Raw genomic sequence first — 23,447 nt, 5'->3', positions numbered from 1 at the left:
AAACTTATTGTGCATGTATAGACAATCAGAATAACGCAGCTATATTTCTTTGAATATTTGGGAGGCTTTGAATAATGAATAAAACAGACTTGATTAACAACATTTCTACAAGCAGTGGATTGACAAAAAGAGATGTAGAAACAGTATTAAACGGTTTCCTTAGCGAAATTACAGATGCATTAACAAAAGGCGATAAAGTTCAATTGATCGGTTTCGGTACGTTTGAAACTCGCAAACGTGCAGCTCGTACTGGACGCAACCCGCAAACAGGTGAAGAAATTAACATTTCAGAATCTACTGTTCCTGCGTTTAAAGCAGGTAACAAACTTAAAGAAGCGGTAAACTAATGCGTCTGGACAAATTCCTGAAAGTATCGAGACTGATCAAGCGCCGTACTGTGGCAAAAGATGTGTCCGAGCAGGGACGAGTCCTGTTGAACGGACGTGAAGCCAAGCCTAGTGCTACACTTAAAGTCGGTGACGAGATTACAGTTCAATTTGGACAAAAGCTAGTCACTGTACAAGTAGAACGGTTGGCAGATAGTACGCGCAAAGACGAAGCAGCAACGATGTATACATTGCTTAAAGAAGAGCCTATCGTCAGACAGGATGATATCTTTTCCAAAGAGTAATTTGGAGAGATATCCAATGGTACATGTATTGCTCAGTGTTTAAAAAAGGTTGTCCTTAAGTCTTCGGACTGGAGGACAGCCTTTTTTGTTTTTGTTTTAATTTGTCGACAAAGTGTTACAAATCGTTATTTTGTGGTAATGTTAATTAAAATGTAATGTTGGTGATACGATAACGACAGACCATCAAGGAGGCAACCCGATGATATCAAAACCTACGCCGATTCGAAGCGGTAGCTACAAAACAAATAATCAGTCATCTCAAGGAAACAATGGGGCGCGCAGACGGCTACGGATTTGGATGCTTTTCATGGTGTTATTCCTGGGCTGGGCGATCTATACTTTCATCATGCAGTCGATACATCTAGCGGATAAAAAAGAAGAACTCGCACAGCATCAAGTGCAGAAGCAAAAAGCAGATGCAGCATTTGCTCAATCACAAAGTGAAGTGAAGCGATTGGAAGATCCTGAATACATCGGACAAGTCGCTCGTAAGCAATATGGTATGTATTTACCAGGTGAAACACCGATTTGGGCAACCGATGCAACAGACAGCAAATGAATAATGAAGTGAAATAAGTCGTAAAACTGAGCATTAGTGAGTTGACCTTATTTTCGGCTTCCGTTATAATTTAATCAACGCAGATTGTAATCCGTAAGGGATTTTACTGTATATTTTAAGGGAGGATTATTTTACTCTATGGCAATTGAAGTGGGCACCAAGTTAGAAGGCAAAGTGACGGGAATAACGCACTTTGGAGCATTTGTAGATTTGTCGGGAGGTGTCACTGGTCTTGTACACATCTCGGAAATTGCCGACAACTATGTAAAAGACGTTAATGACCATCTTAAAATGGGCGACGTCGTTACTGTTAAAGTCATCAATGTCGACAAAGACGGTAAAATCGGACTTTCGATCAAGCAAGCCGTTGACAAACCAGCAGAACCAGCACCATCTTCTAGACCACCTCGTCCTGAGCGTAGCTTTGAGCAACGTAACAGCGGTGGCGGCGGTAGAGACGGCGGAGAACGTTCTGGAGGCGGCGGTGGCGGATTTAACCGCGGCGGTGGCGGTGATCGTGGAGGTCGTTCTTTCAACAAGCCAGCAGTTGGCAAACCTACGTTTGATGATAAATTGACACGCTTCATGAAAGATAGTGAGGAACGCATTTCTTCACTCAAAAAAAATACGGAATCCAAACGTGGAGGCCGTGGTGCCAAGCGTAGTTAATCCTTACCTTGCATATAGAACACAATAACGACCGTAGGTGCCTAGGCATCTGCGGTTTTTTTGCTATAGGTATGGTACACTAAATTGAGAGACTGCCCTCAGAGGAGAAGGAGAAGCCCGGTGTCAATATCAACTAATTCTGAATTGCCGCCAGGAACGATGATTAGCGGAAGAACCAGAGGACAACAGTATATGATACAGCGCGTACTGGGCACCGGAACCAACGGAACCGTTTATTTAGTGTCTGCTCTAGCGAATGGTAATCTATATGCATTGAAAATGGGAGCTTATAATCGTACGTTACAAGCAGAGATCAAACTTCTTTTTTCTTTACATAAGCATTGGAAAGAAACAGGAAAAAATCAGGTCAATCGTTATCTATATGATGCCGATGACTATGAAGAAGATGGGCTCATTATTCCTTTTTATGTGATGAAATATGTAAAAGGTCAAACATTAAGTAATTTCCTTCGATCCAAAGGAAGTGAACATATAGGCAAAGCAGGTCTAGGGGTGCTAGAAATTTTACGTGATCTGCATGAAGCAGATTGGGTATTTGGCGATCTCAAAGCAGAACACGTAATTATTACCGACGAAGGACAGGTAGAATTGATCGATTACGGTGGTGCAAGTCAAGCAGGACGAAGTCTGCATCAATTTACAGAATGGTATGATCGCAAATTTTGGAAAGCAGGCAGTCGGACAGGAGATTACGCCTATGATTTGTTTGCTTTTGCCGTGATGTGTATCAAATTATTCAATGAACCAGGCTTACAAAAAGTGATAGCTACTCAATTGCCACAAATACGAAGTTCTGCCGATCTGGTAACGCTGGTCGATCAGACGCCCAGATTGAAACGGTATGCTCCTTGGTTAAAGCGTGCTTTGCGCGGAGAATTTGACAGTACTGGCGAAGCTTATCATGCATGGAAAGCAGTAAGTGGTTCAGGTGTATTGAATAGATATGGAGACAATGGCGATCCAGTGACCAGGCGCCTAAAAAATGCGCTGATCTGGTCGATCATTATATTAGGAATTACATTACTTATCGCTTTATTCTTTACCAAGTAAAAAACGATCAAGAAACGGGGAGAGTATGATGAGTGGAAAGACATGGCAATCGTTGTTAGAGCATGTCAGAACACTTGTAAAAGAACAGCGTCTTGGTTCAGCTGGCGATACCATTATTGTCGCTGTGTCAGGTGGGTCAGATTCTGTAGCACTACTTCATGTTTTGCATGCTTTATCCGATGAATATCAATGGAAGCTAGTCTGCGCTCATCTTAATCATGGATTTCGTCCAGAAGAGTCTGCACAAGAAGCGCAATATGTAGCTAAGATATCGTCAGACTTGCACATTCCTTTTGAGCTAGAAGAAGTCAGTACGCCTGATTATATGGTAGAGACGGGTCAAGGACCACAAGAAGCTGCACGTACATTACGCTATGATTTTTTGCATCGAATCGCTGAGAAATGGTCTGCACATTCGATCGCACTGGCTCATCATATGGATGATCAAGCAGAAACGGTATTGATGCGAATTTTGCGTGGATCAGGGGCTGAAGGATTAAGCGGAATAAAAATGCGTAGAACTGAAAAAAATGTGGAACTTATACGTCCGTTCTTACGTATATACAAGACGACCTTGATTCATGCCTGTGAAGAATGCGATTTTGGTTACATTACAGATAGCAGTAATCTTCACCGCAAGTATACACGTAACCGTATCCGATTGGATGTTTTACCATTTTTGGAGCAATTTAATGAGCAGTTGGTGCCATCACTGGCAAGGCTTGCTGAAATTGTCGGAACTGAAAATGATTATATTCAACAGGAAACAGGGACGTTATACGCAGAATTGGTTAAAGAAGAAGAAGGATCGTTTTCATTTGAAGTTACTTCTTTCGTGGAAGTGCATGTCGCTTTACAACGGAGGTTGATTAAACTAATATTGAGTTATCTGTCACCATCTTACGAAAAATTTGATTTTTCCAAAATTGAGATGGTTCGGGGACAGATTATGCAAAGTGGTCTCACAAGTTGGAGTCTGGATATTGGCGATAAGGTCACTTGTGTCCGAGAGTATCAGAATATCCGATTTATACGAGGAGTACCCAAGTTTTATGAACCATATTGTATTCCGATTTTGCGTAATAATGAGGTTATATCTATTCCTTTTACCAAGGAGCAATTAGATATCCGATTATTGCCATGGAATAGGAATGATTCAGACCAGATGGAACTTTCTTCGGAGGAAGCGTTTTTTGATGCGGATTTACTGACTTTTCCGCTTTGTTTGCGTTCTCGCCGTCAAGGTGACTCGTTTAAACTTACAGGAGAAGGCGGAACGAAGAAAGTTAAAAATCTTTTTATCGATGAGAAAATACCATTATCTCAGCGTAATACTTTGCCTTTATTGGCTGATTTTCACGGTCAAGTGCTATGGATTCCAGGAATTCGACGTTCGGGATCAGCTTTGGTGCACCCGGGTACTTCTTGTGTAGTACATATGAGGCGAATAAAAACTGAAGAAAATGTTTGATTATCGTCGATTCGGCTTGATAAGTATAATGTAGGAGGTTCAACCAAGTTGCGCAATGACATTGAAGAAGTACTCATCAGTGAAGAAGAGATTCAGCAGAAGATTTTAGAACTTGGCGCTAAGCTAAGTGACGATTACAAGGGACGCAACCCGCTTGTGATTTGTGTATTGAAAGGTGCTTTTGTATTTATGGCTGATCTGGTTAAACGGATCGATGTACCGCTTGAGATCGATTTTATGGCGGTATCCAGTTATGGAGCATCTACCAAATCATCCGGTGTTGTCAAAATCATTAAAGATCTAGATGTTTCTGTTGAAGGACGGGACGTATTGATCGTAGAAGACATTATTGACAGTGGACTCACGCTTAGTTACCTTATGGAGGTATTGCGCGGTCGTAGTGCTAGTAGCGTACGTGTAGTTACTCTTTTCGATAAGCCAGCAGGCAGAACCGTTGACTTAGAAGCAGATTATGCCGGTTTTGTTATTCCGGATGCTTTTATTGTTGGATACGGTCTAGATTATGCTGAGAAATACCGGAATCTCCCCTACATTGGGATTTTAAAACCGGCAATTTATTCAAACTAATTACCTATGCCTGAATAGCAGCAATATCCGTTATTTGGCTTCGAGCTCTATTGAGAACGTAAGTCTGGCTATGGTAAAATAATTTAAGTGTCTCGAGAGGAGGTAGGGGATGAATCGGTTCATCCGGAATTCGGGTTTCTATTTAATTCTTTTTTTAGTCGTGGTGGGCATTGTACGTTACGTTAGTGACGGAAGCGAAGCTACCGATAATCCAAGATATGATCAGCTTAAAGCAGCACTTGCTGCTGGTAATGTCTCCTCTGTTACGGTTCAGTTTGATAACTATGCGTATTTAGTTACAGGTGAATACAAAACAAAACCAGCAGATGCGAAGTCGAATGCATTTTCTTCTTACATCCCTGCCACTGATGCAGCGATCAACGAGATCGAAACAGCTAGTGACAATGGGGGTACACAAGTAACCATTAAGCCGATGGAAGGCGACAGTATTTGGTTGTCATTCATCACTTCGATGATTCCACTTGTGATTATGTTTATTCTGTTCTTCTTCCTCTTCAATCAAGCTCAGGGTGGCGGCGGCAAAGTGATGAACTTTGGTAAGAGTCGTGCTCGCTTGTACAACGAAGAGAAGAAAAAAATTACATTTGAGGATGTAGCAGGGGCTGACGAAGAGAAACAAGAACTCGTCGAAGTTGTTGACTTCCTGAAAGATCCACGTAAGTTTAACGCCGTTGGAGCTCGTATTCCTAAAGGGGTACTTCTTGTAGGTCCTCCGGGTACTGGTAAAACATTGCTTGCTCGTGCAGTAGCAGGAGAAGCAGGCGTACCATTCTTCAGCATTTCCGGTTCTGATTTCGTAGAAATGTTTGTCGGTGTCGGTGCGTCGCGTGTACGTGATTTGTTTGAAAATGCGAAGAAAAATGCACCATGTATTATTTTCATCGATGAAATTGATGCTGTTGGTCGTCAACGGGGCGCAGGTCTTGGTGGCGGTCATGATGAGCGCGAACAAACGCTAAATCAACTTCTTGTTGAAATGGATGGATTTGGAGCAAACGAAGGTATTATTATCGTTGCTGCAACTAACCGTCCAGATATCTTGGATCCTGCATTGTTACGTCCAGGTCGTTTTGACCGTCAAATTACGGTGGATCGTCCAGACGTTAAAGGTCGCGAAGCTGTACTGAAAGTTCACTCACGCAACAAACCGCTTACGTCTAACGTAAGATTGGATACAATTGCGAAACGTACAACAGGTTTTACAGGTGCAGATCTGGAGAACTTGATGAACGAAGCAGCATTGCTTGCTGCGCGTCGTAATCGTCGTGATATTTCGATGAATGAGGTTGATGAAGCTATTGACCGTATCATCGTAGGTACAGAAAAACGTAGTCGTGTTATTAGTGATCGTGAAAAACGCATCGTTGCTTATCATGAAGCGGGTCATACGATTGTAGGTTATTTCTTGGAGCATGCGGATATGGTACACAAAGTAACAATCGTACCGCGTGGACGTGCTGGCGGGTATGTTATTATGCTTCCTAAAGAAGACCGTATGCTTGTAACGAAACAGGAATTGTTGGATAAAGTAACTGGTTTGCTAGGTGGACGTGTTGCTGAAGAATTATTTATCGGCGAGATTGGTACTGGAGCATATAGTGACTTCCAACAAGCAACTGGCATCGTACGCAGCATGATCGTTGAATACGGTATGAGTGAGAAGCTTGGACCGATGCAATTCGGTACTGCTCAAGGTCAAGTATTCTTGGGTCGTGATATCGGACACGAGCAAAACTATAGTGATAAAATCGCTTATGAGATCGATCAAGAAATGCACCGTTTTATTACGGAATCTTACGAACGCTGTCGCGAATTATTGCAAAAGCATTCAAGAGAAATGCATTTGATTGCTCAAACATTGCTTGAAGTAGAAACATTGGATCTAGAACAAATCAAAGAATTGATTGAAACTGGATCTTTAAGTGATACTGGCAATAGCGATGGTAATAGCGGTTCAGGCGAAACACCAGAAGGTGGCGAACCAACTGTAGATACAATCGGTGGTTCTTTGAGCTTGGAGAAAGATAACACTCCATCTACACCTGGATTGGGCAAAGACGGAGATATTCCGAATAGCCCTACTAATGGCCCTGGCGAAGATCGTGGACCAAATGGAACAGGTGGAAGTACACCCACTTCGTAATCAATAACAAAAATGCAGTAAATAAAAAGCCTGAAGATCAATAGGATCTTCAGGCTTTTTTTGCGTTTAAAGCATTTGTTCAAATTCATAGATTGACAAGTGAGTATAGCATTGTGTACATTATTGGTTGAACCTGATCACAAATTTGACACAATTTACACGGTAGTACGGGATATTTTTCACAAACTATTCGATCAGAAAGCTATAACTATCTTAGAACATACTTCTCTGCCAAACATTGTGAAATGAATCTCAATCAATTTGAAGGAGTGATTACGATGGAAGCGTTAGCACTGGAAAAGAAAGCAGAACGGGATGCACAGCTCAAGGAACGTCTTTTAGAATTAAAAAAGGAGCGCAATGCTATTATTCTAGCTCATTATTATCAACGGGATGAGATTCAAGAAGTGGCAGATTTCCGTGGCGATTCTTTTTTGTTAGCGCAAAAAGCAGCTCAGACTGAAGCGGATACGATTGTGTTTTGTGGAGTTCACTTTATGGGTGAAAGTGCTAAAATTCTAGCACCTAACAAAACAGTGATTATCCCTGATGAGCGGGCTGGTTGTCCAATGGCAGATATGGTCAATGTAGATGGTCTGCGTCGATTAAAAGAAAAACATCCTAATGCTAAAGTGGTTACTTATATTAATTCATCTGCTGAGATCAAAGCAGAAACAGATATCTGCTGTACTTCGGCAAATGCGGTGAAAGTCATTCAGTCTGTTGATTCCGACGAAATCATTTGGGTTCCTGATAAAAATTTAGGGCATTATGTACAACAGCATACCGATAAAAAGATGATTATCTGGGAAGGATATTGTAATACCCATGATATGTTGACGGTCAAAGACGTAATGGAAATGAAAGCGAAACATCCCCATTCTGAATTTGTTGTCCATCCTGAATGTCGTCCTGATGTTGTTGCTTTAGGTGACTTTGTAGGTAGCACAACAGCGATTATCAAATATTGCAAAGAATCGCCTTGTCAGGAGTTTATCGTAGGGACAGAAGATGGTACAGGTTATCAGCTTCGCAAAGACAGCCCTGATAAAACATTTCGCTTTGCTAGCAAATATTTAGTATGCCCTAATATGAAAGTGAACAATTTAAAAAAATTAGTCAATTGCTTAGAGCAGATGAAACCTCAAATCTATGTACCACCTGCTGTTGCTGATCAAGCTCGTGTTTCTTTGGAACGTATGCTACAAGTATCTTCATCTTGAACGATTGAGAGGGAACAGATTATGATTCCAAATCGCCTGATAGATTATCATCTGAGTGAATATATTCACAAACAAGTCGATGTTATTATTATAGGTTCAGGAATTGCAGGATTGTTTGCTGCTATTTCGGCAAGTGAATATAAGCACGTTCTTATGATCACAAAGAAATCATTATTAGACAGTAATACTCGTTATGCTCAAGGCGGGATTGCAGCTGTGATAGCAGCAGATGATTCTCCTCTTTATCACCGTCAAGATACATTGCTTGCAGGAGCTGGTCTTTGTTCCTCGTCTGCCGTAGATGTGCTTGTGCAAGAAGGCCCAGCAGGTGTACAGGAACTGATTCGTCTAGGCACTTTATTTGATACGATTGATGGACAATTGGAGTTAACACGAGAAGGGGCTCATAGTCATCGCCGTATTTTACATGCAAATGGGGATTCTACAGGATATGAGATTGTTAGAGCATTATCTCAGCATGTGGCTGAACATCCACGTATTGAAGTTTGGGATGAGCATTTGGCAATTGATCTAGTCACGCATCACAATGAATGTACAGGCGTCATCGTAAAGCAACCAGATGATCGTCTCGTCTATGTCCAAGCAGAAGCGACTGTGATCTGTTCAGGAGGTAGTGGACAGCTATATCAATATACGACGAATCCTGATGTGGCTACAGGCGATGGAGTGGCGATGGCTTACCGCGCAGGAGCACAGGTACGAGATATGGAATTTATTCAATTTCATCCGACTGCTTTATGTTATCCAGGTGCACCGCGATTTCTGATCTCAGAAGCGTTACGTGGCGAAGGAGCTATTTTGCGTAATCATACAGGTGAAGCTTTTATGGCAAACTACCATCTGTTAAAAGAACTGGCACCTCGAGATATCGTAGCTAGAGCGATCATCAGTGAAATGGAAAAAGAAGAAAGTACTTGTGTCTATCTGGATATCACACATGAGTCTGAAGAGACATTGAAACGCCGTTTTCCTACTATTTTTGCAACATGTATGAGTTACGGATTAAATATAGCTCAAGACTGGATTCCTGTGGCACCTGCGGCTCATTATATGATGGGCGGTATCAAAACCGATCTTCAAGGAGCAAGTAGTGTGCAGCGATTATTTGCTTGTGGTGAAGTCTCTTCTACAGGTATTCATGGGGCAAATCGATTAGCAAGTAATTCATTATCCGAAGCGATTGTTTTTGGCAAACGGGTAGTTCAGCAAATTCTTCAACTACCTCCACTGGTTGAACCCGAGAAAGAATCCTCTTTATCAACAAAAGATATGCTTTCTTATGATAAGAATGTACCTGAATTCACAAACTACGCCGAGCAATGGATCAGTTGGCGCTTAGAACTCCAACAGATTATGGGACAGTACGCTGGACTTCGTCGTACCTCTGTATCTCTTCAAGAAGGCTTAACTAAGCTTGAAGCATTAACGATTATTTTCCAATATTCAATGGATACAAAGGAAGCTATCGAGCTGTCCAATATGTTGACATGTGCTTTGCTTGTGATGCGTTCAGCATTGTATCGGGAAGAAAGTCGTGGCGGACATTATCGAGAAGATTTTCCAGAGCGTAATGATACAGATTGGCAACAGCATATTGTGCAACAGATTCATCAAGGGCTAACAAAGGAGAGTAGTGATGATGTTTAACGGATACGAAGACAATCTAATACAATGGATCAAATTATGGCTAAACGAAGATGTAGGCGCTGGAGATATCACTACAGCAACCACAGTTCCACAAGGACATAGCAGTCGCGCCGTTATTCATGCTAAGCAAGATGGAATACTTGCGGGGCTCCCGGTAGCGGAGTTAGTATTTCGCACAGTTCATCCTGATCTGAAGTTTCAACCTATCGCTCAAGAAGGACAAAAGCTACACAAAGGTGATATCATTGCAGAAGTAGAAGGTAGTACACACCATCTACTGACAGGAGAACGTCTAGCACTTAATTTATTGCAACGGATGTCGGGGATCGCTACTCGTACTCGTGAATATGTAGATGCTATTCAAGATTTGCCGGTAAGATTGGTAGATACACGTAAGACCACACCGGGACATCGTATGCTTGAGAAATATGCTGTACGTATTGGTGGCGGACATAATCATCGTTTTGGACTTTATGATGCTGTGATGATTAAAGATAATCATATCAAAGCAGCAGGCGGAATCACCGAAGCGGTCAACTCAGCTCGTCACCAGATTCCGCACACAATGACGATTGAAGTCGAGACTGAAAGTATAGAACAAGTACAAGAAGCTTTGACTGTTGGAGCAGATATCATTATGCTTGATAATATGTCACCAGAACGTATGCAAGAAGCAGTGCATATGATTCGTGAGCAAGCCCCGCATATCAAAATTGAAGCATCGGGCAATGTATCGTTAAATACAATTTATAACTTAGCAGCCACAGGCGTTGATATTATATCTGTAGGACGACTGACGTATTCTTTTGAAAATCTGGATATTAGTCTGGATTTGGGTGCGAAGAAAGGGGAGTGACGCACTTTGATAGTTGTGATTGATATTGGAAATACGAATATTGTGTTGGGCGTATATCAAGGAGAACAATTGCTTCATCATTTCCGTATCAATACGAATCGTCAAGCTACACCGGATGAATATGGAGTGATGGTGCATAACCTTTTTCAGATGTCCAATATTGTGATTGATCATATTCAAGGAATTATTATTTCTTCTGTTGTGCCTCCAATTATGAACACGCTAGAAGAAATGTGTAGAAAATATTTACATCATACTCCTATGATTGTCGGACCGGGCATACGCACCGGTCTGAACTTGCGTTATGAGAACCCACGCGAAGTGGGAGCAGATCGGATTGTTAACGCAGTAGCCGCTGTTGCAAAATATGGTGGTCCTGTTATTGTTGTTGATTTTGGTACAGCGACTACATTTGATTGTATTGACAGTAAAGGTGATTATCTAGGCGGCGCAATCGTCCCTGGAATTGGGATTTCTACAGAAGCTTTGTATCAACGAGCTTCCAAGTTACCGAATATTGAATTAGAGAAACCTAAAAAAGTCATCGGACGTAATACCGTTCATGCCATGCAATCTGGTATTATATATGGATACGCTGGACAAGTGGATGGAATCGTCAAACGAATTCATGCTGAAATGGGTGTGATTGGTAAAGTCGTGGCTACTGGTGGTTTGGCAGAACTGATTTCCAGTGAAACCGAAACGGTCGATGAAGTGAATCCGATGCTTACACTTGAAGGATTACGTTTGATTTATGAGCGTAATGTAATAACCACACCGATAGACAAAACTTTTGGTACGCCTAAAGCGTCTAAATAAAAATAGAAGAACCATGCTCATTGGAAAATACAGCAAGAGCAACGAGAGGAGCCATTACAAATGGAAAATCAACAACACACAAAACCGGACCTTGTTGTCCGTGGTATAGCATTAGGTGGTAAAGTACGTGCATTTGCTATTCGCTCTACTCATTTAGTCGAGGAAGCACGTCAACGTCATGATACATGGCCTACAGCAACAGCAGCAATGGGTCGTACGCTGACAACAGCTGCAATGATGGGTGCTATGCTTAAAGGCGAAGAAAAATTAACATTACAAGTAAAAGGTGACGGCCCGATCGGTCAGATCGTAGCGGATGCTAATGCCAAAGGCGAAGTTCGTGGATATGTTGATCATCCACATGTTCATTTGCCAAGTAATGCGATGGGTAAATTGGATGTAGCAGGAGCAGTAGGTACAGAAGGCTTTGTATATGTAATCAAAGATTTGGGACTTAAAGATCCTTATCGTGGAAGTGTGCCGATTATTTCAGGAGAGCTAGGCGAAGATTTCACGTACTATTTTGCGAAGTCTGAACAGACTCCATCTGCGGTAGGTATTGGCGTACTTGTAGATACAGACAACTCTGTTATTGTAGCCGGCGGATTTATTATTCAATTGTTACCCGGTCTTACCGATGCAGAAATTGACCAAATCGAACAATCGATCAGCACGTTGCCACCTGTAACGACTCTTTTAGCAGAAGGATTAGAGTTAGAAGAACTGTTACGCCGTGTTGTGCCTGATGCTCAAGTGATGGAAACATCAGATGTGCGATTCTATTGCCCTTGTTCTCGTGAACGTGTAGAACAAACGTTGATGAGTCTAGGTGAATATGAATTGACGCAATTGATCGAAGAAGATGGACAAGCAGAAGTAGTATGTCATTTCTGCGGTGAAAAGCATTTATTCAATCGTCAAGATCTGGAATCTATTCTTGCTGAAGCTAAAAGTTAAGGAATACGAAATATATGACTAGAGGCAGATCACCTGTATGGACAGCCGTCTTGGTCTTATTATCTGTAATTATTATGCTGCTCGGTGCCTTTTGGGTGATCCGGGCAGTTCAACATTCTAGCTCTTCTACAGTAGCGATGGTAGGTAATGAGTCGATCAGTGAACAAGAATGGGTTAATGAATTGAAGCGAAGATATGGCAAAGAAATTTTGACACAAATGCTGAATCATCAAGCGGTCAAGCTTGAAGTGCAAGTACGCCATATCGCAGTTACTGAAGAAGAGATTCAAGATGATCTAGCAGAGCGTATTAGCGGATATTCTTCACCAGCAGACTTTTATCAAGAAATGAATACTCAATTTGGATTAAGTGCAGATGATCTGAGACAAGAATCTGAATATCAGATTGAACTGGAAAAGATCGCTACAGCAGATATCAAAATTACAGATGCAGAAGTGGATGCGTACTTGAAGCAATACGAACAATCGATGCAAAAGCATCAATTTGATTTGGCGTGGATTGAATTAGACACTGAAGAATCAGCGCAACAAGCGATAGAACGTATCGATCAAGGAGAAGTGTTCTCCTCAGTTGCACAATCGATGTCAGTGGATACATTTTCAGCACCACAAGGAGGAGCACTTGGATGGATCGATCAAGATGATCCTTTTCAACCACCTGAATTGTTAAAAGCTATTCAAGATATGCAAGCAGGTGATGTTGTTGGACCGATTGCATTAAGTACAGGTCATTATGCGATTGTACAAGTCACCGATATTCGTCCAGCTCCTTCTGCCAAGCAGAGCATGAGCCGGGAGACTGCAAGACGCAAAATTGCTCTAGGACAAGCCAAACCTTTAAATGAAATTGAGCAACAATTAAGAGAAAAATATAATGCGTACATTTTATCTGTGGCAGAATAAAATATTTATTCAATCTTAGCGATTTCGTGTTATTTTTGCTAAATGCTAGATTGACAACGCTGTGACAGATTGATAATATAAAAGTATATTAAAACCTACTATTTTACTCGGAATAGCGTAGATTAGACATATAGAATAGAGTTCGTATTCACAGCTACGTTCTATCATTTGAAGGAGGGCTATAGGCATGGCAAAAGTCGTCAATAACATCACAGAACTTATCGGAGGAACACCGCTAGTTAAGTTGAATAGTATCGTTCCTGAAGGAAGCGCAGATATCTATCTGAAGCTTGAATATCAGAATCCGGGTTCCAGTGTCAAAGACCGAATTGCAATCAGCATCGTAGAAGAAGCGGAAAAACAAGGTTTACTCAAACCTGGTGGTACGATTGTTGAAGCAACTAGTGGTAACACAGGTATTGGACTAGCTATGGTCGCTGCTGCTAAAGGATATAAATGTGTAATTGTAATGCCTGAGACAATGAGCATAGAGCGTCGCAATTTGCTGCGTGCATATGGAGCAGAATTGGTTCTTACTCCTGGATCAGAAGGTATGAATGGAGCAGTCAAAAAAGCAGAAACGATTTTGAGTGAAAATCCAGATTACTTTATTGCAGAACAATTTAAAAATAAAGCGAATGTTAAAATTCACCGTGAAACAACAGGCCCTGAAATTGTAGAAGCGATCGGTTCGATCGGTGGAACATTGGATGCTTTTGTAGCAGGTATCGGTACAGGTGGTACTATTTCTGGTGCGGGTGAAGTTTTGAAAGAATCTTTCCCAGAGATCAAAATTTATGCAGTAGAACCAGCAGCTTCTCCTATTTTGGCAGGTGGTCAACCAGGCCCTCACAAAATTCAAGGAATCGGCGCTAACTTTATTCCTGAAATTTTGAACCAAAACATTTACGATGAAATTATTCATGTTGAAAATGAAGAAGCCTTTGAATGGGCTCGTCGTGTAGCCAAAGAAGAAGGGATTCTTACAGGTATTTCTTCCGGTGCAGCGATCAAAGCCGCTCTTCAAGTGGCTAAAGAGTTAGGTACAGGTAAACGTGTCGTTGTGATTATCGCAAGTAACGGTGAACGTTACCTTAGTACACCGCTATACAACTTCGAATCGTAATTAGAACTATCGGATGATCTACAGTATCTTTATTGATATGAAGATGTTTCCGTATTGAGATCAAGTTGTATGATACACTGATCTTTTGTTCTAAGATGTTATATTCGAATATATATGGATCTCAAGCTTCTACCTTTGTCTACACGGCATAAGGCTAGAAGCTTTTTTATATTCCGCATCTTCTCATTCGATCCATGCTTTAGTATACTAACGACAATGAATAGATCATCAGGTTGGAGGAAGATCGATTGACCAAAGTATATACATCATTTCAACAATGGACAGACTGGCAAGCAGAAGGATACACCCAACTGCCTTATATCGTTCGTATCCCGTTAGAAGATCAACTTTTACCGGATAGCTGGGAACAATTGTGGCAAGAAGAGATGCCTTATTCTTTTGTATTGGAAAATGGGAAAAGTGGCAGATACAGTTATGTTGGACTTTCTCCTGTATCTATACTCAGTGGTCAAGATCAGCAAGCACATATTCGAAAGTCCACAGATACCACTCCTGTTTTGGCTATACCCAATGCACAACCTGAATATATAACTGATGCCTCTTATACAGGCAAGCCTTTAGATATATTACGAACATGGATGTCGACCGATCGTGCTCCCAAATTACCAGAGGTGCCTCCATTTACAGGAGGGTGTGTTGGCTTTCTAAGTTACGATGTCGCTCGTTCTTTAGAAAAATTACCTGATCATCTAAGCAATGATCTAGGGATGCCAGATTATCTATGGATGAAATTTAACCAAATCTGGGTGATTGATCATACAGATAAGCAGTTGTACTGTTGTGTCCATACCTCTATAGGTAACAGTACAGATCATCAATCTTCGTATAATCATGCGGCTACATGCGCAACGCAGATGGCAGAGCAGTGGCAGAATATTCTACAACAAGCTCAAGCATCATCGACAATAGCACGTAAGCAATTTCTAACAGAACATCCAATAGCATTAACCGATTCACGTACGGATGGGTATGGATTTGAGACCGAATTTGATCAGATTCAATTTGAAAAAGCAGTGCAAACGATTCAGGAGTATATCCGTCAGGGTGATGTATTTCAAGTCAATTTGTCTTTACGCAGTCATCGACCTTTAGCTTCGACACCAGAATCGGTGTATGAATGGCTTCGTTTAACCAATCCGTCTCCGTATATGGGATTGCTACGTACACCTGATTTTTATTTAGTATCGGCTTCACCCGAATTATTGGTACGTGTTGTAGATGGCAAAGTTTCTGCAAGACCGATAGCAGGTACAAGGCGTAGAGGTACAACTGAAATTGAAGATCAAGCGATGGAAGACGATCTTTTATCTAATGAAAAAGAACGTGCCGAACATATTATGCTGGTCGATCTTCAGCGTAATGATCTCGGACGAATCGCCAAATACGGTACAGTACGTGTGCCTGAACTGATGACGATCGAACGTTATTCTCATGTGATGCATTTAGTCTCCGGAGTCGAAGGTGAACTAGCCGAGTCCAAAGATGTATATGATGTTATCGCTGCTGTATTTCCCGGTGGAACAATTACCGGTGCACCGAAAGTGCGTACGATGGAAATTATTGAAGAATTAGAACAGACTCGTCGTGGTGCGTATACAGGTTCAATGGGCTGGATTGACTATAATGGTAATATGGAATTAAATATTATTATTAGAACATTAACGGTCAAAGACCATATAGCGTATATGCAAGCAGGTGCAGGTGTGGTGATCGATTCGGAACCGTATCGCGAATATCGCGAATGTTTTAACAAATCGAGAGCGATGGCAAGAGCAGTCATGTTAAGTGAGCAATACGATCAAGTGCAAGCAGAGAAAGGGAGAATATAATGATACTCGTTATAGATAACTACGATTCATTTACGTATAACCTTGTTCAATATTTAGGCGAATTGGGTGAAGAGGTTGTTGTTCGTCGCAATGATGAGATCGATATGGCGGGTATTCGCACAATGGCACCCGATCATATTTTATTATCCCCGGGTCCATGTACACCGACAGAAGCAGGTATTACTTTAGACGTGATCAACCATTTCAAAGGCGATATTCCGATCTTCGGTGTTTGTCTGGGTCATCAAGCGATTGGTCAAGCTTTTGGAGGCAATGTTATTCGTGCAGAGCGATTAATGCATGGTAAGACGTCACCTATTTTGCATGATAAGAAATCTGTTTTTGAAAATCTACCTTCTCCATTTACTGCGACTCGTTATCATTCATTGATCGTAGAACGTGAAAGTTTACCGGATTGTTTAGAAATTACAGCGGAGACAGCGGAAGGCGAAATTATGGGTCTACGTCATAAAGAATATGCAGTCGAAGGTGTGCAATTCCATCCTGAATCGATTGTGACCGATCATGGACACGAAATGTTGCGTAGCTTTTTGAGTCGTAAAGTAGATAAAGCACCAACATTATGAAATATGTATCATTAAACGGACAAGTTATTGCTACAGATCAAGCCGTGGTCTCTGTCATGGATCACGGTTTTTTGTATGGAATGGGATTGTTTGAGACGTTTCGTACTTATAATGGACAGCCTTTTTTACTGAAGCAACATCTAACTCGACTATCTACAAGTTGTAAATCGCTGGGAATCATGTGGAACGAATCGGTAGATCAGGTGCAAAATCAGATTCGAGATCTCATGTATGCTAATGAATTAACAGAGGCGTACATTCGGTATACGATTTCAGCAGGAACCGATATATTAGGTTTGCCTTCTGGAGCCTATGAGCAACCGAATATCATTATATATGCCAAATCATTACCTCCAGCACGTCCTGATTCTATGTCGCTTATCGATCATCTATATAGTCATAGCAAGTCATTACGTTGTTTACACACATTACGCAACACACCAGAAGGCGATATTCGTTTTAAGTCACTCCATTATATGAATAGTATTTTGGGCAAACGCGAACTGATGCAATATCAAGATCATCCATCTACGGCTGTAGAAGGGCTAATGCTGACCAAAGAACAACATATAGCAGAAGGTATTGTAAGCAATCTCTTTTTTGTGAAAAATCAGCAACTGTATACGCCTGCTATAGATACAGGCATACTACCCGGCATTACACGCGCTTTTGTTATCCAATTAGCTATGGTAGCAGGTATTGTTGTGCATGAAGGTCATTATACATGGAAGCATTTACTTGAAGCAGATGAAATATTTTTAACCAATTCAGTTCAAGAAATTGTTCCTGTAAAGCAATTATTAGAAGATACAGTAACGTATGAGGTTCCTCATGATCTTTCCCATTCAATGACTTTGCAATTAGCTTACGCTTATCTTAAGGAGGCTTATCAGCAGTGAAACAGCCTATGCGCTATACAAGAACATACGATTTGGGTTCGACCAACTTAACACTTGGAGATACAACATTAATAATGGGCATTTTGAATGTCACTCCAGATTCTTTTTCAGATGGAGGACAATATACATTAGTCGAGCGAGCTGTCGAACATGCTTTGCAAATGATGCAAGACGGAGCAGATCTGATTGATATTGGTGGCGAATCCACTCGTCCCGGACATGATCCCGTATCGACAGAGCAAGAGTTAGAACGTGTAATTCCTATTATTGAAGCTTTGCATCGTCAAGCTCCCCATATTCCATTATCAATAGACACCTACAAAGCAGAAGTGGCTAAGCAAGCACTGCAAGCCGGAGCACATATCATTAATGATGTTTGGGGCGGACAAGCTGACCCTCTGATGGTACAAGTAGCTGCTACTGCCCAATGTCCGATTATTTTAATGCATAATCGAGATAACATGGATTATACCGATCTGGTATCTGATGTTCGTCATGATCTTCAGATTTGTATCGATCAAGCCTTACAAGCAGGAGTACAAGCTGAACATATCATTTTAGATCCGGGTATCGGATTTGCCAAAACAGCGCAACACAATTTACAACTGATGTCGCAACTCGATCAACTATCTTTACTAGGCTATCCATTATTATTAGGAACATCTCGCAAAAAGTTTATTCGGACAGTACTTGATCTACCTGCTAACGATGTAGTTGAAGGAACAACAGCTACCACTGCTTTTGGGATTGCTCAAGGCTGTCAGATTATTCGTGTGCATGATATTAAGCAGAATAAGCGGATGGCGATGATGTGTGATGCAATGCTAGAGTCTACCATCGATCAATAGAAGTTAATCAAAGAAACAGATACACAGGAGGATAAATACTCAATGGATAAAATGATTCTGACACGGATGGAATATTACGGTTATCACGGTGTTTTTGAAGAAGAACGTAGATTAGGTCAACGTTTTTATGTCGATTTAGAATTAGAAATGGATCTGGCAACTGCTGGACAGACCGACGATCTTAGCACAACGATCAACTACGCTGAAATTCATGAAAAAGTAAAAAAAATCGTTGAAAAGCAGTCTTTTAAATTGATTGAAGCTCTAGCAGAATGTATTGCATCCTCTTTACTGGACGCTTATACTGGGTTACATGCACTAACTGTTAGAGTAACCAAGCCTCATCCACCGTTTGATATTCATTTTCAAGGCGTTACTGTGGAATTGCGGCGTACACGAAAGTGAGAGTCGGTCATGAAGTCATCTGTTCCCTCTGAATATTCAGAGGCTTATATTGCTTTAGGCGCTAATTTGGGCGATCGTGAGCAGACCTTAACAGAAGCTATACAGATGCTTGGTGATCATTCCGATATAGAGATTGTTCGTTGTTCAGGTCTGTATGAGACAGCACCGGTCGGGTATATCGATCAACCTTCTTTTTTAAATATGGTATTAATGTTACGTACCACATTAGAACCGGAACCGTTATTAATGAGCATGTTGGATGTTGAGAATAAGTTAGGTAGGGTACGAGATATTCGCTGGGGCCCACGTACAGTCGATCTCGATTTACTATGGATGGATCATCAACAATTGCATACCGAGCGTTTAGAGTTACCTCATCCACGGATGAACGAACGTGCTTTTGTACTGGTGCCATTAGCAGAAATAGTATCCTCTGATCAGCACCCCGAGTTATTTTATTCGGTTCAGCAATCGCTACAGCTTATTGAAGCCGAACAACAAGGAATTCACTATGTCAAAGCTTTTACTATGCCCTTTAATTCAAAATTAAAATAAATATACAGATTATAAAATCTGTTGTTTGATATAGGGAATCAGTCGCTTGTTTGCATGCTACATTATGGATAGAGATACAAGGAGTGAACCCGAATGTTAAAAATCGGTGATATAGAAATGAAAAATCAGGTCGTACTCGCACCTATGGCTGGAGTATGTAATCCTGCTTTTCGTTTAATAGCCAAAGAATTTGGTACAGGTCTAGTCTGTGCTGAAATGGTAAGTGATAAAGCCATCTTGAATGGTAATAAGCGTACACACGAAATGTTATTTGTGGATGAACGCGAGAAGCCGCTAAGTCTGCAAATTTTTGGAGGAGATCGTGAATCTCTAGTTGCCGCTGCCAAAGTGGTCGATCAAGATACCAATGCAGATATTATTGATATCAATATGGGTTGCCCGGCTCCCAAAATTAACAAAAGTGATGCAGGAGCCAAATGGCTACTTGATCCGAATAAAATCAATGAAATGGTCGCTGCTGTAGTTGCTAATGTAAGTAAGCCTGTTACCGTTAAAATGCGTATCGGTTGGGATAGCGATCATATCTTCGTAGTCGATAACGTTAAAGCGGTAGCTGATGCAGGTGGTAAAGCGGTCAGCGTACACGGTCGTACACGTCAACAACTATACACAGGACAAGCTGATTGGTCATATATCAAGCAAGCCAAAGAAGCAGTCTCTATTCCAGTAATCGGTAATGGAGATGTGATTACTCCTGAAGATGCGAAGCGTATGCTGGATACCACAGGTTGTGATGGGGTTATGATCGGACGGGGTGCTCTAGGGAATCCATGGATGTTATACCGCACGATCGAATACCTGAAGACCGGTCAATTACTATCGGAGCCAACCGCAGAAGAGAAAATCAGAATAGCGATTTTGCATATGGATCGTTTGATTGATCTCAAAGGGGAACATGTGGCTGTGAGAGAAATGCGTAAGCATCTTTCTTGGTATTTAAAAGGGATCAAAGGATCAGCCAAGATCAAAGATTCTATTATGGAAGAAGTAAAGCGTGATGAAATGGTACAGATTTTGCACAACTTCTTGGAAGGACTTCCTGTAGGTGAACTAAGTTCTCCGGGGAATGAAATCGAAGAAGCAGAGCAAGTATGTAGCATCTAAATGATCGTCATAGGTACAAATAATAAAGGCAGGATACAGTGTTTAATACTGCTCCTGCCTTTTTATTGACATTTCGTAATCATTCCCATATACTTTTTCAGTATAAATTTGCCTGAACTAAAGGTTTAGATACAGTAATTAAGCCTCTTTGGGGAATCCCTATTGCAATCATCATTTCGACAAGAAACCCCGAAGCGCGATGAGCGAAAATTATTCACATGACAGGAGAATCGGTTGAGATGAGCGACAAAGAAGTCATTTTAACACAGGACGGTCTGAAGAAGCTGGAAGACGAGCTAGAAATGCTTAAATCTGTAAAAAGACGTGAAGTAGCAGAACGGATCAAAGTTGCTATCGGGTACGGTGATATTAGTGAGAACTCTGAATACGAAGATGCTAAGAACGAACAAGCATTTATCGAGGGACGCATTATTACACTTGAAAAGTTGCTACGCAACGCTCGTATTATCAATAGTGATGAGATCGTTACTAATATCGTAAGTATTGGTGCTACTGTTATTGTAGAAGATATGGAATTTGGCGACACAATGGAATATACCATTGTAGGTAGTGCTGAATCTAACCCTTCACAGAATAAGATTTCGAATGAAAGCCCTGTAGGTAAAGCTATTCTTGGTAAGCAAAAAGGAACAACCGTTGATGTTAGCGTTCCTGCTGGCGGTGTGATCCAGTACAAAATTCTTGAAATCAAAAAATAAGATTGTCTTATGTACGTTAAGATAAGTAGATCGTATTTATGTTATATCCTATGAAAAAGCTTCCTTTGGGAAGCTTTTTTCTTGAAATGAATACGAAATATATGGACATTTCGCAAAGGTTAAGCAGATATTATCAGTTAAAATCGTTTTATAGATTTATGAATACTGCCAAATCAGTTACACTATACTCATAGTGTATATTTCATAGCCTGTATGTAACGCGATTAATAGATATGAAATATAGCCAACAGGTATTACTTTGAAGGAGTTGAAGTTCAGCAATGTCTGAAGAAAATGTAAACCCCAATCCAGAAGAGATGGATAACGAAAACGAAATAAGTGAGCTATTGCAGATACGTAGAGACAAATTGGACGAGTTACGCGGTCTAGGTATTGATCCATTTGGTCAAAAGTATGTACGTACTTCTACAGCAGCAGACGTTATTAGTGAATATGATAGTTTGACCAAAGAAGAACTAGAAGAAAAAAGTATCACAGTAAGTTTAGCAGGACGTATTATGGCTAAACGTGGTATGGGTAAAGCAAGCTTTGCACATATTCAAGATTTAAGCGGACGTATTCAAATCTATGTTCGTCAAGACAGCACGCCAGAAGTGAAGTACCAAGCGTTCTCTATTCTAGATCTTGGAGATATCGTAGGTGTTACAGGTAAAGTATTCAAAACCAAAACAGGCGAAACTTCTATTAAAGTAAGTGATCTAGAAGTATTGTCCAAATCACTATATCCATTGCCAGAGAAATATCATGGTCTAAAAGACGTTGAATTGCGTTACCGTCAACGTTATGTAGATTTGATTGTGAATCCTGAAGTTCAGCAGTCATTTATCACGCGTTCCCGTATTATTCAATCAATGCGTCGTTATTTGGATTCATTAGGCTATCTAGAAGTGGAAACACCTACACTACACTCTATCGCAGGTGGAGCCGCAGCCAAACCTTTTATCACGCATCATAATGCGCTAGATATGGAACTGTATATGCGTATTGCAATTGAGCTTCACTTGAAACGCTTAATTGTCGGCGGTCTGGAGAAAGTATACGAAATCGGACGCGTATACCGTAATGAAGGAACGTCAACGCGCCATAACCCTGAATTCACAATGATTGAATTGTATGAAGCATATGCAGATTACAAAGATATTATGAGTCTAACAGAGAATATGATCGCTCATATCGCTCAAGAAGTACTGGGTACAACACATATTCAATATCAAGGACAAGATATTGATCTAACTCCACAATGGCGTCGCCTGTCTATGGTAGATGCTGTTAAAGAAGTAAAAGGAGTAGACTTTGGCGTACACATGACGAATGAAGAAGCTCATGCACTAGCTAAGGAACATCATGTTAAAGTAGAACCGCATATGACATTCGGTCATATTTTAAATGAGTTCTTTGAACAATTTGTAGAAGAGACATTGATTCAGCCAACCTTTATTACAGGACATCCGGTTGAAATCTCTCCACTTGCTAAACGTAACACAGAAGATCCACGCTTTACAGACCGTTTCGAGCTGTTTGTTGTGGCACGTGAACATGCTAACGCGTTTACAGAGCTTAATGATCCGATTGACCAACGTCAACGTTTCGAAGCACAAATGGTTGAAAAAGAAAAAGGAAACGATGAAGCACATGAAATGGATGATGACTTTATTCGTGCACTAGAATACGGTATGCCGCCTACAGGTGGATTAGGTATCGGTATAGATCGTC

The 23,447-nt window shown here is 41.0% G+C and carries 24 protein-coding genes (1 of these 24 only partly in view); all 24 read left to right on the top strand.

Annotated features, from left to right (window positions below; genetic code table 11):
• Positions 1 to 74: 74 nt before the first annotated feature.
• Positions 75 to 347, top strand: a complete 273-nt coding sequence (locus RCP16_RS18595; protein ID WP_069326077.1) for an HU family DNA-binding protein — start codon at positions 75 to 77, stop codon at positions 345 to 347.
• Entirely contained in the window at positions 347 to 631 is a 285-nt protein-coding gene (locus tag RCP16_RS18590; protein WP_069326078.1) for an RNA-binding S4 domain-containing protein, read from the top strand. The genes RCP16_RS18595 and RCP16_RS18590 overlap by 1 nt, the downstream gene beginning before the upstream one ends.
• A 199-nt stretch (positions 632 to 830) precedes the next feature.
• A complete protein-coding gene (locus tag RCP16_RS18585) occupies positions 831 to 1,190 on the top strand; it encodes an FtsB family cell division protein (RefSeq protein WP_137225685.1) in 360 nt (119 codons plus the stop codon).
• A 138-nt stretch (positions 1,191 to 1,328) separates the two neighbouring features.
• A complete protein-coding gene (locus RCP16_RS18580; RefSeq protein ID WP_069326079.1) occupies positions 1,329 to 1,859 on the top strand; it encodes a S1 domain-containing RNA-binding protein in 531 nt (176 codons plus the stop codon).
• Positions 1,860 to 1,979: 120 nt separating this feature from the next.
• The gene (locus RCP16_RS18575; RefSeq protein ID WP_308641016.1) at positions 1,980 to 2,930 is read left to right on the top strand and encodes a protein kinase domain-containing protein; all 951 of its coding nucleotides are present in this window, start codon (positions 1,980 to 1,982) and stop codon (positions 2,928 to 2,930) included.
• A gap of 28 nt (positions 2,931 to 2,958) precedes the next feature.
• The gene (tilS, locus tag RCP16_RS18570) at positions 2,959 to 4,401 is read left to right on the top strand and encodes a tRNA lysidine(34) synthetase TilS (RefSeq protein ID WP_308641015.1); all 1,443 of its coding nucleotides are present in this window, start codon (positions 2,959 to 2,961) and stop codon (positions 4,399 to 4,401) included.
• Positions 4,402 to 4,449: 48 nt separating this feature from the next.
• On the top strand, positions 4,450 to 4,989 hold the full coding sequence (gene hpt, locus RCP16_RS18565; RefSeq protein ID WP_308641014.1) for a hypoxanthine phosphoribosyltransferase: 540 nt from the start codon (positions 4,450 to 4,452) through the stop codon (positions 4,987 to 4,989).
• Between the two features lie 109 nt (positions 4,990 to 5,098).
• A complete protein-coding gene (gene ftsH, locus RCP16_RS18560; RefSeq protein WP_069326083.1) occupies positions 5,099 to 7,153 on the top strand; it encodes an ATP-dependent zinc metalloprotease FtsH in 2,055 nt (684 codons plus the stop codon).
• A 278-nt stretch (positions 7,154 to 7,431) separates the two neighbouring features.
• On the top strand, positions 7,432 to 8,376 hold the full coding sequence (gene nadA, locus RCP16_RS18555) for a quinolinate synthase NadA (protein ID WP_137225690.1): 945 nt from the start codon (positions 7,432 to 7,434) through the stop codon (positions 8,374 to 8,376).
• 21 nt (positions 8,377 to 8,397) lie between these two features.
• Positions 8,398 to 10,044, top strand: coding sequence for an L-aspartate oxidase (gene nadB / locus RCP16_RS18550; RefSeq protein ID WP_308641013.1), 1,647 nt, complete (start codon positions 8,398 to 8,400; stop codon positions 10,042 to 10,044).
• Complete coding sequence (gene nadC, locus RCP16_RS18545; RefSeq protein WP_308641012.1) at positions 10,034 to 10,900, top strand: carboxylating nicotinate-nucleotide diphosphorylase; 867 nt, start codon at positions 10,034 to 10,036, stop codon at positions 10,898 to 10,900. Before nadB ends, nadC begins: the two co-directional genes overlap by 11 nt.
• 6 nt (positions 10,901 to 10,906) lie before the next feature.
• Positions 10,907 to 11,719 (top strand): type III pantothenate kinase, encoded by an 813-nt coding sequence (locus tag RCP16_RS18540; protein ID WP_069326087.1) that lies wholly within the window; start codon positions 10,907 to 10,909, stop codon positions 11,717 to 11,719.
• Between the two features lie 60 nt (positions 11,720 to 11,779).
• The gene (gene hslO, locus RCP16_RS18535; protein WP_069326088.1) at positions 11,780 to 12,676 is read left to right on the top strand and encodes an Hsp33 family molecular chaperone HslO; all 897 of its coding nucleotides are present in this window, start codon (positions 11,780 to 11,782) and stop codon (positions 12,674 to 12,676) included.
• Between the two features lie 14 nt (positions 12,677 to 12,690).
• The gene (locus RCP16_RS18530) at positions 12,691 to 13,599 is read left to right on the top strand and encodes a peptidyl-prolyl cis-trans isomerase (RefSeq protein ID WP_308641011.1); all 909 of its coding nucleotides are present in this window, start codon (positions 12,691 to 12,693) and stop codon (positions 13,597 to 13,599) included.
• Between the two features lie 187 nt (positions 13,600 to 13,786).
• Positions 13,787 to 14,725 (top strand): cysteine synthase A, encoded by a 939-nt coding sequence (gene cysK, locus RCP16_RS18525; protein WP_069326090.1) that lies wholly within the window; start codon positions 13,787 to 13,789, stop codon positions 14,723 to 14,725.
• 248 nt (positions 14,726 to 14,973) lie between these two features.
• The gene (locus RCP16_RS18520; protein ID WP_308641010.1) at positions 14,974 to 16,575 is read left to right on the top strand and encodes an anthranilate synthase component I family protein; all 1,602 of its coding nucleotides are present in this window, start codon (positions 14,974 to 14,976) and stop codon (positions 16,573 to 16,575) included.
• Positions 16,575 to 17,162 carry an aminodeoxychorismate/anthranilate synthase component II gene (gene pabA, locus RCP16_RS18515; protein ID WP_069326092.1) on the top strand — a complete coding sequence of 196 codons (588 nt, stop codon included), beginning with the start codon at positions 16,575 to 16,577 and terminating at the stop codon, positions 17,160 to 17,162. Before RCP16_RS18520 ends, pabA begins: the two co-directional genes overlap by 1 nt.
• Positions 17,159 to 18,061 (top strand): aminodeoxychorismate lyase, encoded by a 903-nt coding sequence (gene pabC / locus RCP16_RS18510; RefSeq protein ID WP_308641009.1) that lies wholly within the window; start codon positions 17,159 to 17,161, stop codon positions 18,059 to 18,061. Before pabA ends, pabC begins: the two co-directional genes overlap by 4 nt.
• Positions 18,058 to 18,909, top strand: a complete 852-nt coding sequence (folP, locus tag RCP16_RS18505) for a dihydropteroate synthase (RefSeq protein ID WP_371748124.1) — start codon at positions 18,058 to 18,060, stop codon at positions 18,907 to 18,909. Before pabC ends, folP begins: the two co-directional genes overlap by 4 nt.
• A gap of 42 nt (positions 18,910 to 18,951) precedes the next feature.
• Positions 18,952 to 19,314 (top strand): dihydroneopterin aldolase, encoded by a 363-nt coding sequence (gene folB / locus RCP16_RS18500; protein WP_308641008.1) that lies wholly within the window; start codon positions 18,952 to 18,954, stop codon positions 19,312 to 19,314.
• A 9-nt stretch (positions 19,315 to 19,323) separates the two neighbouring features.
• A complete protein-coding gene (folK, locus tag RCP16_RS18495) occupies positions 19,324 to 19,869 on the top strand; it encodes a 2-amino-4-hydroxy-6-hydroxymethyldihydropteridine diphosphokinase (protein ID WP_069326095.1) in 546 nt (181 codons plus the stop codon).
• A gap of 93 nt (positions 19,870 to 19,962) precedes the next feature.
• On the top strand, positions 19,963 to 20,994 hold the full coding sequence (gene dusB / locus RCP16_RS18490; RefSeq protein ID WP_069326096.1) for a tRNA dihydrouridine synthase DusB: 1,032 nt from the start codon (positions 19,963 to 19,965) through the stop codon (positions 20,992 to 20,994).
• A 239-nt stretch (positions 20,995 to 21,233) separates the two neighbouring features.
• Complete coding sequence (gene greA / locus RCP16_RS18485) at positions 21,234 to 21,713, top strand: transcription elongation factor GreA (RefSeq protein WP_069326097.1); 480 nt, start codon at positions 21,234 to 21,236, stop codon at positions 21,711 to 21,713.
• A 281-nt stretch (positions 21,714 to 21,994) separates the two neighbouring features.
• Positions 21,995 to 23,447: the 5' portion of a lysine--tRNA ligase gene (gene lysS / locus RCP16_RS18480; protein ID WP_069326098.1), read on the top strand. Its footprint extends 80 nt past the window's final position; the window shows 1,453 of its 1,533 coding nt (coding positions 1–1,453); the start codon lies at positions 21,995 to 21,997; its stop codon lies off the right edge, out of view.

It is taken from the genome of Paenibacillus nuruki, from assembly GCF_963311185.1.
GTDB lineage: Bacteria > Bacillota > Bacilli > Paenibacillales > Paenibacillaceae > Saccharibacillus > Saccharibacillus nuruki.
This window is presented reverse-complemented; position numbering and strand designations above follow the sequence as displayed.